The sequence below is a fragment of the Herbidospora daliensis genome (assembly GCF_001570585.1).
Classification (GTDB): Bacteria; Actinomycetota; Actinomycetes; order Streptosporangiales; family Streptosporangiaceae; genus Herbidospora; species Herbidospora daliensis.
Map to the genome: position 1 here is coordinate 184,139 of NZ_BBXF01000006.1, position 12,964 is coordinate 197,102.

The window sequence follows — 12,964 nt, forward strand, 5'->3', positions numbered from 1 at the left end:
CGTGTTTCCCGGAGCGGACTCACGGGGCTCAGACGATCTTCCCGTCGATGCCCCAGAGCGCGGCGACGTGGTCGAGGTTCTCCTGGAACACGCCGTCGACGCCGGTCGCCACCCACCCGTCAGGGGGCTCGCGATCGGCGGGGCAGAGGGAGTAGTTCCCCTCCCCATCCATGATGACCTTGAACGTACGGGGGGCCATAACTGCCCCTTTCCACCGACTGAGAGCGCTCTCTGTTCAGAGAACACCCGTTCCACTGGAACGTCAAGAGGTGTACGTTCAATCCCTGAACAAGGGAGATCTTTCGATGGCCAACTCCTTGACGGCTCTGCGGGAGACCAACCGCCGCCTGATCACGGAAACGGTGCGTAAGTCGGGCGCCCTCACCCAGGCGCAGCTGGCCCGCCAGACGGGCCTGTCCCCGGCCACCGTCTCGACCATCGTCAGGGAACTGCGCGACGCGGGGCTGGTGGAGATCTCCCAGGCCGGCGGGCGGCGTCACCTCATCTCCCCGGCCCGCGAGACCGGGCTCGTGGTCGGCGTCGACTTCGGGCACTCGCACCTGCGGGTGGCGCTGGCCGAGCGGTCCCACCGCGTGCTGGCCGAGGAGGCGATGCCGTTCGACGTGGGGGCCCGCGCCCCCGAGGGCCTGGCGGCGGCCGAACGCCTGATCGTCGGGCTGCTGGGGCGGGCGGGCGTGAACCGCGCCGAGATCAAGGCCGTGGGGCTCGGGCTGCCCGGCCCGATCGACCCCGAGACGGGGATCATGGGGTCGAGCACCATACTGCCGGGCTGGGCCGGCGTCGATCCCGCCGCCGAGCTGGGACGACGTCTCGGCGTGCCGGTCGTGGTCGACAACGACGCCAACCTCGGTGCGCTGGCCGAGGCCACGTGGGGGGCGGCCAAGGGGTGGCGCGAGGTGGCGTACATGAAGATCGGCACGGGGGTCGGGGCGAGCATCCTGATCAACGGGCTGCTCTACCGGGGGGCCACCGGCACGGCCGGGGAGCTCGGCCACATCACCATCGACGAGAACGGCCGGTTGTGCCGGTGCGGCAACCGCGGCTGCCTGGAGACGCTGGCCGGCGGCCAGCAGCTGATCGACCTGGTCCGGCCGACCCACGGGCAGGTCACGGTGTCGCGGCTGGTCGAGCTGGCGCACGGCGGCGACATCGGCTGCCGCCGCGTGATCGCCGACGCGGGGCGGCACCTCGGGGTCGCGGTGGCGAGCCTGTGCAACATCCTCAACCCGGGCCTGGTGGTGATCGGCGGGGCGCTGGCCGAGGCCGGTCCGCTGCTGATCGAGCCGATCATGACCGTGGTCGGCCGGCTGGCCATCCCGAGCGCGGCCCGCGCGGTCAACGTGGTGAAGGGTGAACTGGGAGAGCGCGCCGGAGTGCTCGGAGCGCTCGCGCATGTTCAGAGCCCGAACGTGGAGAGCGCTCTCTAAAACCTTCACCTTGGGCCTTGACGACGTGTGAAGCCGAGCGCACAGTAACGGCAATCTGCGACTTCCCACGTCCCGAAAGGTTCCGATGGCGACCTTACGAGTCGGTAAACGCTCTCTGATCGGGTGGATCGCCGCACTGATGGTCCCGGTCCTGTGCATCGGCGTCGCCAACGCCGCCGTCCCCTCGACCCCCTCGGGCTGGACCCTCGTCTGGTCCGACGACTTCAACGGCTCGGCCGGCACGCTGCCCTCGTCCACCAACTGGATCATCGACACCGGCCACGCCTACCCCGGCGGCCCCGCCAACTGGGGCACCGGAGAGATCCAGAACTACACGTCCAGCACCAGCAACCTCAGCCTCGACGGCAGCGGCAACCTGCGCATCACCCCGATCGGCAGCGGCCAGAACTGGACCTCCGCCCGCATCGAGAGCCGCCGCGCCGACTTCAAGCCCGCCTCCGGCCGCATCCTGCGCATCGAGGGCCGGATCCAGATGCCCAACGTGACCGGCAACGCGGCGCTCGGCTACTGGCCCGCCTTCTGGGCCCTCGGCGCGCCCTACCGCGGCAACTACTGGAACTGGCCCGGCATCGGCGAGTTCGACATCATGGAGAACGTCAACGGGATCAACCAGGTCTGGGCCGTGCTGCACTGCGGCGTCTCACCCGGCGGCCCGTGCAACGAGACCAACGGCCTGGGGGCCTTCAGAACCTGCCCCGGTTCGTCCTGCCAGTCGGCGTTCCACACTTACCGGTTCGAATGGGACCGCTCGATCACGCCCAACCAGTTCCGCTGGTACGTGGACGGCGTCAACTACCACACCCTGTCGCAGAACCAGTTCGACGCGACGACCTGGAACAACATGACCAGCCACGCGGGCTACTTCCTGCTGCTCAACGTGGCCATGGGCGGCGGCTTCCCCAACGGCGTCGCCGGGTTCGGCACCCCGACCTCCGCCACCGTCAGCGGCCGCCCGATGGTCGTCGACTACGTCGCCGTCTGGCAGAGCGGCACCGGCACGACCCCGCCCCCGTCATCGCCGCCCCCGACCGGCGGCGTGATCCAGGCCGAGTCGTACGCCGCCCAGCAGGGCACCCAGCTGGAGACCACGACCGACTCGGGCGGCGGCCAGAACGTCGCCTACATCTCCAACGGCGACTGGCTGCGCTACACGGTGAACTTCAGCGGCGAGACCCAGTTCAACGCCCGCGTCGCCTCCGGCGCGGCCGGCGGGGTCAGCGGGCTCGTGCAGGTCAGGCTCGGCAGCCCCACGGGCACGATCATCGGGCAGATGTCGGTCGGCAACACCGGCGGCTGGCAGTCGTGGCGGACCGTGCCGGCCAACATCTCGGCGGTCAGCGGCACCCAGACCGTCTACCTCACCTTCAGCAGCGGCCAGCCGGCCGACTTCGTCAACCTCAACTACTTCAGCTTCTCCCGGTAGAGGTCGCGCAGCAGCGCGACCTCGGCGCAGTGGTGGACGAACTCCCGGTTCAGCCACCAGACGATCGAGATGAACGGCACCGTGGGGTCGAGCCCCGCAGGGAACTGGCTGAACCCCACGGTGTCGAGCTGCCCTTCGGTCAGCCCGTCGACGTCCTCCATCCACCGCTCGACGCTCTCGAACATCCGCTTCTGGGCGTCGTCGGCCGTGTGGGGGATCTCCAGGTCGTCGAAGAGCAGGCGCCGGTTGCCGAACGTCCAGTCCCAGCGCATCTCGAAGCAGGCGAGCAGGTGCGTCATCCGCCAGCCGATGCTGGTGACGGGCGGCGGGATGGGCTCGTGGGGGCTGAAGTCGGCGATCCAGTCGCCCTTGCCGTAGACGTCCACGTCGCCGTCGAGCCGTCTCCTGACCGTCCAGGAGTTGCCCGGGGAGGGTTCCCAGAAGTACTCGTCGTCGGTCAGGCCGGCCAGCCGGGCCCTGGTGAAGCTGATCGAACTCTCCAGCTGGTCGAGCAGCAGGCCGACCCGATCGGTGCGCAGTTCCATGCCCGGGGCACTACCCCCGGACCGTCCACTCATGAGCGTCGAGGAACGACCGGTCGCCGACGAGGTAGAGCAGCACCATCCGCCGGACCTGCTCCTTGTCGGTCGTGGACGTCGACCTGATGACGCCCTCTTCCTTGAAGTCGACCTCGTAGCCGGGGGAGACCTGGATGAAATGGTGCCCGTAGACGACCAGCGCCATGAACGGATTCTCGGCCGACAGGGTCTCCAGCACGTCGTTGACCAGATTGAGGTCGGGATCGAGGGCGTTGACGCCGTCACCGGTGTGCAACTGGACTTCCCGGTACGCCCCCAGCGGCTCCCGGTTGTGGATCAGGTGGCGGCGGGCGTCGTAACAGACGAGCCCGTGCTCGCGGGCGAACTCGAAGGCGGCGTTCCCGACCTCGTCGACGGCCTCGTCGGGCCCCGACACGAGCGCCCCGTCGACGGTGCCGCCCGGCAGGGCGGCGGCGAGACTCCGGCTGACGTCCTCGGGGATCCGGACCTTCCGGTACCGGTCCCGCGCCTCCTCCTTGGAGATCGGTTCGGGTTCGTACCAGAGGGCCAGCTCGAAGGTCATGCGTAGACGATAGGGCTAGATCTCCTGCGCCCGGCGCCTGGCCGCCACCGCCAGGTCTCTGACGACCTGGATCAGCTCGGCCGGATCGAACGGCTTGGTCAGATAGGAGTCGACCCCGATGCCGAGCCCCCGCCGCTTGTCGTCCTCCTGCGCCCGCGCCGTGATCAGCACGACCTTGACGTGGGTGGTGCGCGGATCGGTCCGCAACTTGGTGGCCGTCTCCCACCCGTCGAGCCGCGGCATCATGACGTCGAGGGTGATCACGTCGGGATCGACCTCCCTGACCCGATCGAGGCAGTCCTGCCCGTCGAAGGCTGTATAGACATCGAAGCCCTCCAAGGTCAGATTGACCGCGATGAGCTGCCGGATGACCTCGTCGTCGTCGACGACCAGTACGCGCCCCAAAACCTCACCCACGGCCGCGAGGCTACCCGGGAGGGACGGCGGGCGCGGGGTTTTCGGGGGATGTGTGCCCGGGCGCGTCGCATAACGGTGTGCGAAGGGGGTGTGGAGTGCTGGTAACCTAGGCTTGTTCCTGAGCCCCCTTAGCTCAGGGGATAGAGCACCGGCCTCCGGAGCCGGGAGCGCAAGTTCGAATCTTGCAGGGGGCACCTGAATCCGAACCCTCACGACCCCGGTCGTGGGGGTTTCCTCGTTCTCAGGCCACGTCCCCGCACATCGCGTCCAGCGCCTCCGCCGAGTGCCCGTCGTGTCCCGCCTGAAAAGTGATCAGGTGCAACCCCGGCGACCCCGCCAGCGAGAACACCTCGCAGTTGACCGCCAGTTCCCCCACCAGCTCGTGCCGGAAGCGCCGCGTCCGGCCCGGTTCGATCTGGACCTCGTACCGGGCCCAGGCGTCGCGGAACTCCGGGCTCTGGTCGGTCAGTTCCTCGATCAGGTCCGACATGCGGGTGTCGTGGAGGTTGCGGCCGGCGTTGGCGCGGAAGTGGGCGACCTTGGCTCTGGCGGTCGACTCCCAGTCGGCGTAGAACTCGCGGGCGACGGGGTCGAAGAACATCGCGCGCAGCGTGTTGTTGCCGATCTTCGGGGTGCGGCCGAGGCCCTTCTCGTAGAAGGCCGTGGCCGAGGGGTTGAGGGCGACCGTCTCCATGTACTGGTTGACGATGAAGGCGGGGGTGCGGGGCCAGCTGTCCATCAGGCGGATCAGGTGGGGGCTGACCTCGTCGGAGGGGCTCTCCTCCGGGTCGGCGGGTGAGGGGCCCCTGGCCAGGGCGTAGAGGTGGGCGACGGCGTCGGCGCCGAGGGCGTAGACCTCGGTCAGGGCGGCGATGACCTGGTCGGAGGGGTTGCGTTCGCGTCCTTGTTCCAGGCGGACGTAGTAGTCGGTGCTGACGCCGATCAGCATCGCGACCTCCTCCCGTCTGAGGCCGGGGGTGCGGCGGGAGCCGGCGTCCGGGAGGTCGACTCGGGCGGGAGCGGTGATCTCGCGCCGGGCCCGGAGGAACTCGCCGAGCTTTCTGTCGGTTTCCATATACGCACCTTATGCGCCCTATGTCTGTTTTGCCTGGGTGTGCCACGGCCACCCACGGTCAGGCGATCCGGCTTACGTTCGGTGGCATGAACAGCAGTTTCCCGTCCGATCCGGGCCTTCGGGGGCTCATGGACGACTGGCAGGACCTGGCCGTCCTGCTCTGCGACCCGGTGATGAACGTGCGCGCGGCCAACGATCTCGGCGCCGCGCTGCTCGGCGGGCTGAGCCATGCCGACAACCTGTTCAGGCTGGTCTTCCTCGACCCGGCGGCGACCGAGTTCTTCACCGAGTGGACGCACATCGCCGCCGCCGCGATCGACGTCCTGCACACGATCGTCGCCGAAGGACAGGCGTCCGGCCTCGACGACCTGCTCGGCGAGCTCACCGAGGGCAGCCGGGACTTCCGGCGGATCTACGCCGGGCACGACCTGTCGTCGGACGCCCGCCGGGTCAAGCGCCTGCGCCACCCCGTGGTCGGCGAACTCACGCTCTTCTGCGACGTCCTCGACGTCGTCCGCCTGCCCGGCTACCGGGTTCTCGCCCTCCAGGCCGAGCCCGGCAGCCCGTCGGAACACTCGCTCAGTCTCCTGGGCAGCCTGGCCGCGACGGCCAGTTGAACGAACGACCGGAGGTCAACGTGACCATCGTCCATCCGTCCCGATCCATCCGTACGCGTTGCACCACGGCGACCCTGCTGCTGGTCCTGACCGTCCTGGCTGTCCTGATCACGCTGGACGCGATCGTCATGCCCCTCCACCCCTCCCTGTCCCTCCACGGGCACGACCTGGAACTGCTGCTGATCGGGTCGGGCCTGGTGCTGACCGCCGTCGCGGGGGCCGGGACCTGGTGGGCCGTCGGCCGGGCGCTGCGGCCCATCAGGGCCATCCAGGGCGACATCGACAAGATCACCGCCAACGACCTGGGCCGGGGACTGGCCGTGCCGCCGGGGGGCGCCGAGTTCGCCGAGCTGGTCCGGGCCGCCAACCTCACCTTCGCCCGCCTGGAGGGGGCGGTCGCCCGGCAGCGCGGGTTCGCCGCCCTGGCCTCCCACGAGCTGCGCAACCCGCTGGCGGGCCTGCGCGCCGAGCTGGAGGACGCCATCGACCACCCCGAGGACACCGATCCGCGGCGCAGCCTGCGGGCGGCCCTGTCGTCCGTCGACCGGCTGGAGACGATCGTCACCGACCTGCTCGCCCAGTCGAGCGTCGACGACGCCGACACCGCCGTCCCGCACGAGCTCGTCGACCTGACCGAACTGCTCGTCCAGGAGACCGCGCGGGCGAACCGGAGCGGGCACGGGGTCCCGGTCCGGCTCTACGTCGAGGGTCACATGTGGATCTGCGGGTCGCGCATCCAGCTCATCCGCGCTGTGACCAACCTGCTCGGCAACGCCCGGCGGCACGCCGCCACCTCGGTTCGCCTCAGCCTGACCACGGTCGGCGACCAGGCGGCGGTGGCCGTCACCGACGACGGTCCGGGCATCCCGCCCGCCGACCGCCAGCGGGTCTTCGAGCGGTTCGTCCGACTGGACGACGCCCGGCGCCTCGACGCGGGCGGCAGCGGCCTCGGCCTGGCGATCACCCGCGACATCGCGCACCGCCACGGCGGCAAGCTGACCTTGGAGGACTCGGTGGCGGGGGCCCGGTTCGTGTTGTGGATCCCGCTCTTCGGCGCCGTCGCCGACACGTGCGCAGACGACCCTGCAGTAGTCCGCTAATTCGTACATATGGTGATGAAATGGACAACGGTAGCAACAATCTCCTCGGCGACTTCCTGCGCGCCCGGCGTGCGTCCACCAGTCCAGCCCAGGCGGGCTTCCTGCACGCCCCCTCGCGCCGCACACCGGGGCTGCGGCGCGAGGAGGTGGCGATGCTCGCCGGAGTGAGCAACTCCTATTACGTCCGGCTGGAACAGGGCCGCGAACGCAACCCCTCCGCCCAGGTGCTCAGCGCCCTGGCCCGGGTGCTGCGGCTGGAATCCGACGCCACCGAATACCTCTACTCGCTGGCCCACCCGTGGGCCCGGCCGCAACCGGAGACGGGGGTCATGGACCAGGTCAGCCCGAGCCTGCTGCGCCTGGTCAACCTGTCTCGCCACGCGCCCGCGCTGGTGCTGGGCCGCCGCTTCGAGGTGCTGGCCCACAATCCTCTCCTCGAGGCCCTGTACGAGGGCATGACGCACATCGACCACTGCGTGCGCATGATCTACCTCAGCCCGGTCGCGGCCGACTTCTATCCCGACTGGGAGAAGGCCGCCCGCGCCAAGACGGCCCAGCTGCGCACCGTCGTGGCGGCCGACCCCGACGACCCCTACCTCCGGGGCCTGGTGGCCGAACTGACCGCCGCGAGCCCGGAGTTCCGCCGTATCTGGGCGCTGCACGAGGTCCAGGCGCGCGGCAACGAGATCAAGGAACTGCGCCATCCCCGGCTGGGCGACCTCAGCCTGACGTGGGAGGTGCTGTCGGTCAGCGGCACCGGCCAGAAATTCGTCTCCCTGTCGGCCGAGCCCGGCAGCCATTCGGAATGGGCGCTGCGGGAACTCGCCACCGAGGCCACTCCGGCATCGATCGCATAATCCGCGATCTGTATAGAGAAGTCGTTCCGGCGTGAGCCGGCCGGTGTCTCGCGTGACGCTCTGAGCAGGGGTTTCGTCACGCGGACCGGCCGGCTTTCGCTTGTCACGAAATGGTAACGACGATGCTTTGTCGAAATATCAACTAACCGTGTCAAGGTACTTGACTACTCTCGGGCCTGCCTGAATTGGTAGTAGTTCGGAATCGGAGAAAGTCCCGATGGAGCCCCTGCACCCGTACTTCCGCCCAGAGTCGGTCCAATGAGCGCGTCACCCCAGCCGGAGCCGGCCATTCTCCGCGCACGCGCGTACGCCAGAACCCATCACCTGCCCAGTCCTTCTCTGCTCGTCGACCTGCCAACGGTCTCCGCGGCCTACCGCGCGCTGTCCGGGGCGTTCCCCGGCGCCGGCATCCTCTACGCGGTCAAGGCCAACGCCGCACCCGAAGTGATCTCCACGCTGTTCGACCTCGGCTCGGGGTTCGACGTCGCCAGCATCGGCGAGGTCGAGCGCTGCCTCTCCCGGGGCGTGCCCGGCCGGTTCCTCAGCTACAGCAACCCGGTCAAGAAGGCCGCCGACATCGCCGCCGCCTACCGGCTCGGCGTCCGCACCTTCGCCTTCGACAACCCCCGCGACCTGGCCCACATCGCCCGGTGGGCGCCCCGGTCGAACGTCTTCTGCCGGATCGCGGTCAACCCGCCCGATGCGGTGATGCCCTTCGGCGGCAAGTTCGGCTGCGACCCCGACGCCGCCGCGCAGCTGCTCGCCGACGCCGCGGCGAACGGGCTCCGGCCGCTCGGCCTCACCTGGCACGTCGGGTCGCAGCAGTGCAACCCCGACGCCTGGGACGTCGGCATCGCGGCGGCGGCGAAGATCGCGCTGCAGCTGGAGCCGGCCGGGGTCAGGCTGCCGATGATCAATCTCGGCGGCGGCCTGCCGATCTCGTACAACCCCAGCCCCGCGTTCGGGAACCGGCCCCTCATCGAGGTGTTCGGCGAGGCGGTCAACTCCTCGGTGAACCGGCACTTCGGCAGCCGTGACCGTCCTCGCCTGCTTCTGGAGCCCGGACGGGCCATGGTCGGGGCGGCCGGGATCATCCGCTCGGAGGTGGTGACCGTCAGGGAAGGGCGGGCCGCCGACCACCGTCGCTGGGTGTTCCTGGACGTCGGCCGCTACAACGGCCTCGTCGAGACCGAGAACGAGGCCATCGCCTACCGGCTGCGCACCCCCGGCGTGACCGGCCCCACCGGCCCGGTCGTGCTGGCCGGCCCGACCAGCGACGGCGACGACGTGATCTACCAGCGCGTCCAGTACGAACTCCCCCTGGCGCTGGCGCCCGGCGACGTGGTGGAGATCCTGGACGCGGGGGCGTACACCTCCAGCTACTCGTGCGCCGCCGTGAACGGGCTGCCCGCGCTCCCCACGTTCTGCGTGGAGGAACGATGACCGTCGCGATCGGCGAGTTCGCCGGCTGTCACGTGCTCGCCGAGCTGCGGGGGGTCGACGCCGGGCTCCTCGACGACCTCGCCCACCTGGAGGTCGCGCTCAAGCGGGCGCTGGCCGCGGCGGGGGCGACCATCCTGGAGATGAGCTCGCACCGGTTCATGCCCCAGGGGGTCACCATCCTGGCGCTGCTGGCCGAGTCCCACGCGTCGCTGCACACCTACCCGGAGCACGCCGCCGTGTTCGTCGACGTGTTCACCTGCGGCACGGCCGACCCGCGCACCGCGGTCGACCTGCTCACCCACGAGCTCCAGCCCGGCGAGGTCACCGTCCAGGTGATCCGCCGCGGCGACCCGCCTTCGTCGGAGGTACGCGCATGATCACCATCAACGGCACCACCTGGGTCGCCGAGCCCATCGCCGACGGCATGGAACGGCTCTGGCGCGTCGACGAGGTCATCCACAGCGAGATCACCCCGTTCCAGACGCTCGACTTCGCCCGCACCGCCCACGGCATCACCCTGTTCGCCAACGGCGAGCGGCAGAGCAGCGAGCAGACCCAGCAGGTCTACCACGAGGCGCTGACCATCCCGCCGGTGCTTCTGGCCGACCGGGTCGATCGTTGCCTCGTCATCGGATCGAGCGAGGGCGTCGCCTGCCAGATGCTCGTCGCCTGCGGCGCGACCAGGGTCGACCACGTCGACATCGACGAGCAGGCGGTCAAGCTGTGCGCGAGCCGCCTGCCCTACGGCTACACGGAGAAGGAACTGGCCGCCGCCGAGGGCGACGAGGGCCCGATCCACGTCCACTACGAAGACGGCTACGCCTTCGTCGAGGCCGCCGTCGCGGCCGGCCAGACCTGGGACGTCGTCATCGTCGACCTCCCCGACGAGACCGACGGCGGCACGGCCCAGCACGACCGCCTCTACAGCCCGACGTTCCTGACCCTGTGCGCGCGGGCGCTGGCCCCCGGCGGCGTCATCGCCACCCAGGCCGGCTGCCCGACCATGTGGCGCCAGACCACCCTGCGCCGCTCATGGCACAACTTCATCGCGGCGTTCCCGACGGTCGTCTACTTCGGCTCGGCGGCCCACGAGTGGGCCTTCATCAGCGGCCGCCGCGACACCGTCGACCGCCCCCACGCGGTGATGGGCAACCGCCTCCGCACGTTGTCGTACCGCCCGGCCAGCATCGACGTCCGGACCCTGGACGCCGCCCTCGTCCCCCCGCTGGAGATCCGGGGAAAATACCCGAAGGCCTGGCGACGCCGCCCTTTCGGGGGCCCGTCGCCCCGATCGTGACGCTCACGGTCGGCGGGGTCAGCGCAGTTCTCTGGCTCCCCGAAGGCTGACCGCCGAAAGGCCCCGGACCACGTCCGGGGCCCTTCTTCCGCCGGCCGCCCCCAGCCGGAACAAGCCCCAGCTGATCACCAGGGCCGGGACCACGCCCACGACGGCGAGGACGATGCCGCCCAGGCGCCCGCCCCCGCTCCACCCGGTGGCGCCGACGCTGACGACCGTGAACCACAACGCGAGCCAGGAGATCCACCGGTTCGTGTCGGCCCGCAGCCACACGAGCGACGCGAGAAGCGCGATGGCCCCGCCGATGGCGACCGGGGCCGCGTACACGGTCCAGTTGCCGGAGTACACGATCCCGGCGTAGGCGAACGGGAGCCAGGCCAGCCAGCCGGCCCCGATGGCCACGACGACGGCGGCACGCGAGGCCGCGACAGTTCTCACCCCTGCACCGTCGGAGATGGCGGGCCGGGGGGTCAAGGCGTCCGGAGGTCTCACCTTCGTCCCCTATATCCTGCGGACTCAGGTCGGCGTCGTGATGGGGGTTCGCCTTGTCTGATCATCTGCTCTTCTCCTACGGCACGCTGCGGCTCCCGCAGGTCCAGCGGGCCCGGTTCGGCCGGGAGCTCGAAGGCCGCTCCGACGCCCTGCTCGGGTTTCGGCTGGAGACGGTGAAGATCACCGACGCCTCCGTCGTCGCCGACAGCGGCAGTGACGAGCACCCCGTCGCCGTCCCCTCGCACGACCCGGGTGACGCCGTCGAGGGCATGGTTTTCACCCTCACGCCCGACGACCTGGCCGCGGCCGACGCCTACGAGGTCGACGACTACCTGCGGGTCAAGGCCGACCTGCGGTCGGGGGAGAAGGCGTGGGTGTACGTCGACGCGGCCACCGCCGAGGAGTTCCGGGCCGCCCGGCTGCTGGCGGCGCAGGCCAACGCGGTCACCCTGTTCGACGAGATCGTCAAGCGGGAGCTCATCGTCCCGGGCCTGACCGAGAAGGACCTCAGCGACGCCGTCCGCGACCTGGCCAACGAGCTGTTCGGCACCACCCGCCACTGGCACAAGCGCATCGTCAGGTCGGGGCCGAACACGCTGCTGCCCTACCGCGAGAACCCGCCCAACCGGGTCGTCGAGGCCGACGACATCCTGTTCTGCGACTTCGGGCCGATCTTCGAGGAGTTCGAGGCCGACCTCGGGCGCACCTACGTCCTGGGCGACGACCCGGTGAAGCACCGGCTGGCCGCCGACCTGCCGGTCGTGTTCGAGGCCGGGCGGCGGTTCTTCGCCGCCGACCCCGAGATGACGGGCGCGCGGTTGTTCGCCGAGGTCGACCGGCTGGCCCGGGAGCGCGGCTGGGTGCTCGGGCACGTCCACGCCGGGCACCTCGTCGGGGAGTTCCCGCACGAGAAGATCGACGCCGACGACATCGAGTCGTACGTCGCCGAGGGCAACACGACGCCGATGCGGCGCACCGACAAGGCCGGCCGGGTCGCCCACTGGATCCTGGAGATCCACCTGGTCGACGCCGAGCGCGGGTTCGGCGGCTTCTACGAGCAGCTGCTCGACCTCTAGCGGCCGGCCGCGATCGTGTCGTAGTCGGGGATGCGGGCGGCGATGGGGTCGCCGGTGAAGTCGCCGACCCAGCCGTCGTCGTCGTGGAAGAAGCGGATCGCGGTGAAGTGGGGCCTGGTGCCCATGTCGAACCAGTGGGTGGTCTGCTTCGGCACGCTCAGCAGGTCGCCGGGCTCGCAGAAGACGGCGTGCACCCTGCCGTCGACGTGCAGGTAGAAGATGCCCGAGCCCGACACGAAGAAGCGCACCTCGTCGTCGTCATGGGTGTGCTCGTTGAGGAACTTGGCGCGGGCCGCGGCGGCGACGTCGGCGGGGGCGTCGGGGCCGAGCTGGGCGACGTCGACGAAGGTGTAGCCCTCTTCGGCGACGACGGCGGCGACCTGGTCGCGGTAGGCGGCGAGCACCTCGTCCTGGGTGGCGCCGTCGAGGCCGTCGACGATCTCCCAGTGGCGCAGGCGGACGCCGATCTCCTTCAGGCTCGTCGCGATCTCGGCCTGGTCATCGGTGCGCAGGAGGGTCTCGGGGGCCGGTCCGTCGGTGTACACGGTGAGGTAGGTCATGACTGTCGTCCCTAAT

Annotated in this window: 16 protein-coding genes and 1 tRNA gene; 10 read left to right on the forward strand and 7 right to left on the reverse strand. The window is 70.1% G+C overall.

The genetic code is table 11. The annotated features are described in order from the left end of the window. Positions 1 to 28: 28 nt before the first annotated feature. A complete protein-coding gene (locus AW274_RS39600; RefSeq protein ID WP_083975055.1) occupies positions 29 to 199 on the reverse strand; it encodes an MbtH family NRPS accessory protein in 171 nt (56 codons plus the stop codon). Positions 200 to 305: 106 nt separating this feature from the next. On the opposite strand from AW274_RS39600, the gene AW274_RS29090 reads away from it, so the two are divergent. Both AW274_RS29090 and AW274_RS29095 read left to right on the forward strand, forming a co-directional pair. Further along, positions 306 to 1,448 (forward strand): ROK family transcriptional regulator, encoded by a 1,143-nt coding sequence (locus tag AW274_RS29090; RefSeq protein WP_062438506.1) that lies wholly within the window; start codon positions 306 to 308, stop codon positions 1,446 to 1,448. A 139-nt stretch (positions 1,449 to 1,587) separates the two neighbouring features. After that, positions 1,588 to 2,892 carry a glycoside hydrolase family 16 protein gene (locus AW274_RS29095; protein ID WP_198169475.1) on the forward strand — a complete coding sequence of 435 codons (1,305 nt, stop codon included), beginning with the start codon at positions 1,588 to 1,590 and terminating at the stop codon, positions 2,890 to 2,892. On the opposite strand, the gene AW274_RS29100 is transcribed toward AW274_RS29095, so the two are convergent. Genes AW274_RS29100 through AW274_RS29110 form a run of 3 tightly spaced genes read right to left on the reverse strand, consistent with a single transcriptional unit; the run spans position 2,871 to position 4,431 of the window. Next, positions 2,871 to 3,437 (reverse strand): DinB family protein, encoded by a 567-nt coding sequence (locus AW274_RS29100; protein ID WP_062438513.1) that lies wholly within the window; start codon positions 3,435 to 3,437, stop codon positions 2,871 to 2,873. The two genes, AW274_RS29095 and AW274_RS29100, sit on opposite strands and share 22 nt — an antisense overlap. 10 nt (positions 3,438 to 3,447) lie before the next feature. Next, entirely contained in the window at positions 3,448 to 4,014 is a 567-nt protein-coding gene (locus AW274_RS29105; RefSeq protein ID WP_062438516.1) for a hypothetical protein, read from the reverse strand. Between the two features lie 15 nt (positions 4,015 to 4,029). Further along, the gene (locus AW274_RS29110) at positions 4,030 to 4,431 is read right to left on the reverse strand and encodes a response regulator transcription factor (RefSeq protein WP_198169476.1); all 402 of its coding nucleotides are present in this window, start codon (positions 4,429 to 4,431) and stop codon (positions 4,030 to 4,032) included. A 122-nt stretch (positions 4,432 to 4,553) separates the two neighbouring features. On the opposite strand from AW274_RS29110, the gene AW274_RS29115 reads away from it, so the two are divergent. Then, a tRNA-Arg gene (locus tag AW274_RS29115) sits at positions 4,554 to 4,625 on the forward strand. Positions 4,626 to 4,672: 47 nt separating this feature from the next. Here the strand turns inward: AW274_RS29115 and AW274_RS29120 are convergent. Further along, positions 4,673 to 5,506: a helix-turn-helix transcriptional regulator gene (locus AW274_RS29120; RefSeq protein WP_062438522.1), complete on the reverse strand. Its 834-nt coding sequence runs from the start codon at positions 5,504 to 5,506 to the stop codon at positions 4,673 to 4,675. Between the two features lie 86 nt (positions 5,507 to 5,592). On the opposite strand from AW274_RS29120, the gene AW274_RS29125 reads away from it, so the two are divergent. The 6 genes from AW274_RS29125 to AW274_RS29150 all read left to right on the forward strand — a co-directional run bounded on the left by AW274_RS29125 (position 5,593) and on the right by AW274_RS29150 (position 10,820). Beyond that, positions 5,593 to 6,123 carry an MmyB family transcriptional regulator gene (locus AW274_RS29125; protein WP_157520786.1) on the forward strand — a complete coding sequence of 177 codons (531 nt, stop codon included), beginning with the start codon at positions 5,593 to 5,595 and terminating at the stop codon, positions 6,121 to 6,123. Between the two features lie 20 nt (positions 6,124 to 6,143). Beyond that, positions 6,144 to 7,223 (forward strand): sensor histidine kinase, encoded by a 1,080-nt coding sequence (locus AW274_RS29130; RefSeq protein ID WP_157520787.1) that lies wholly within the window; start codon positions 6,144 to 6,146, stop codon positions 7,221 to 7,223. Positions 7,224 to 7,243: 20 nt separating this feature from the next. Beyond that, on the forward strand, positions 7,244 to 8,080 hold the full coding sequence (locus AW274_RS29135) for a helix-turn-helix domain-containing protein (protein ID WP_062438536.1): 837 nt from the start codon (positions 7,244 to 7,246) through the stop codon (positions 8,078 to 8,080). Positions 8,081 to 8,338: 258 nt separating this feature from the next. Beyond that, positions 8,339 to 9,523 carry a type III PLP-dependent enzyme gene (locus AW274_RS29140; protein WP_062438539.1) on the forward strand — a complete coding sequence of 395 codons (1,185 nt, stop codon included), beginning with the start codon at positions 8,339 to 8,341 and terminating at the stop codon, positions 9,521 to 9,523. Continuing rightward, complete coding sequence (speD, locus tag AW274_RS29145; RefSeq protein ID WP_062438542.1) at positions 9,520 to 9,900, forward strand: adenosylmethionine decarboxylase; 381 nt, start codon at positions 9,520 to 9,522, stop codon at positions 9,898 to 9,900. Before AW274_RS29140 ends, speD begins: the two co-directional genes overlap by 4 nt. Further along, positions 9,897 to 10,820, forward strand: a complete 924-nt coding sequence (locus AW274_RS29150; protein WP_062438546.1) for a spermidine synthase — start codon at positions 9,897 to 9,899, stop codon at positions 10,818 to 10,820. Before speD ends, AW274_RS29150 begins: the two co-directional genes overlap by 4 nt. Positions 10,821 to 10,838: 18 nt before the next feature. Here AW274_RS29150 and AW274_RS29155 read toward each other — a convergent pair whose 3' ends face one another. Beyond that, a complete protein-coding gene (locus tag AW274_RS29155; protein WP_157520788.1) occupies positions 10,839 to 11,258 on the reverse strand; it encodes a hypothetical protein in 420 nt (139 codons plus the stop codon). 107 nt (positions 11,259 to 11,365) lie between these two features. On the opposite strand from AW274_RS29155, the gene AW274_RS29160 reads away from it, so the two are divergent. Beyond that, the gene (locus AW274_RS29160; RefSeq protein ID WP_083974991.1) at positions 11,366 to 12,388 is read left to right on the forward strand and encodes a M24 family metallopeptidase; all 1,023 of its coding nucleotides are present in this window, start codon (positions 11,366 to 11,368) and stop codon (positions 12,386 to 12,388) included. On the opposite strand, the gene AW274_RS29165 is transcribed toward AW274_RS29160, so the two are convergent. Further along, positions 12,385 to 12,948 (reverse strand): 1,2-dihydroxy-3-keto-5-methylthiopentene dioxygenase, encoded by a 564-nt coding sequence (locus tag AW274_RS29165; protein ID WP_062438553.1) that lies wholly within the window; start codon positions 12,946 to 12,948, stop codon positions 12,385 to 12,387. The two genes, AW274_RS29160 and AW274_RS29165, sit on opposite strands and share 4 nt — an antisense overlap. Positions 12,949 to 12,964 lie beyond the last annotated feature (16 nt).

What these genes read in the sequence shown, in the direction of transcription:
- AW274_RS39600 (WP_083975055.1), bottom strand. Translation starts at nt 199, where the DNA reads ATGGCCCCCCGTACGTTCAAGGTCATCATGGATGGGGAGGGGAACTAC.
- AW274_RS29090 (WP_062438506.1), top strand. Translation starts at nt 306, where the DNA reads ATGGCCAACTCCTTGACGGCTCTGCGGGAGACCAACCGCCGCCTGATC.
- AW274_RS29095 (WP_198169475.1), top strand. Translation starts at nt 1,588, where the DNA reads ATGGTCCCGGTCCTGTGCATCGGCGTCGCCAACGCCGCCGTCCCCTCG.
- AW274_RS29100 (WP_062438513.1), bottom strand. Translation starts at nt 3,437, where the DNA reads ATGGAACTGCGCACCGATCGGGTCGGCCTGCTGCTCGACCAGCTGGAG.
- AW274_RS29105 (WP_062438516.1), bottom strand. Translation starts at nt 4,014, where the DNA reads ATGACCTTCGAGCTGGCCCTCTGGTACGAACCCGAACCGATCTCCAAG.
- AW274_RS29120 (WP_062438522.1), bottom strand. Translation starts at nt 5,506, where the DNA reads ATGGAAACCGACAGAAAGCTCGGCGAGTTCCTCCGGGCCCGGCGCGAG.
- AW274_RS29125 (WP_157520786.1), top strand. Translation starts at nt 5,593, where the DNA reads ATGAACAGCAGTTTCCCGTCCGATCCGGGCCTTCGGGGGCTCATGGAC.
- AW274_RS29135 (WP_062438536.1), top strand. Translation starts at nt 7,244, where the DNA reads ATGGACAACGGTAGCAACAATCTCCTCGGCGACTTCCTGCGCGCCCGG.
- AW274_RS29140 (WP_062438539.1), top strand. Translation starts at nt 8,339, where the DNA reads ATGAGCGCGTCACCCCAGCCGGAGCCGGCCATTCTCCGCGCACGCGCG.
- speD (WP_062438542.1), top strand. Translation starts at nt 9,520, where the DNA reads ATGACCGTCGCGATCGGCGAGTTCGCCGGCTGTCACGTGCTCGCCGAG.
- AW274_RS29150 (WP_062438546.1), top strand. Translation starts at nt 9,897, where the DNA reads ATGATCACCATCAACGGCACCACCTGGGTCGCCGAGCCCATCGCCGAC.
- AW274_RS29165 (WP_062438553.1), bottom strand. Translation starts at nt 12,948, where the DNA reads ATGACCTACCTCACCGTGTACACCGACGGACCGGCCCCCGAGACCCTC.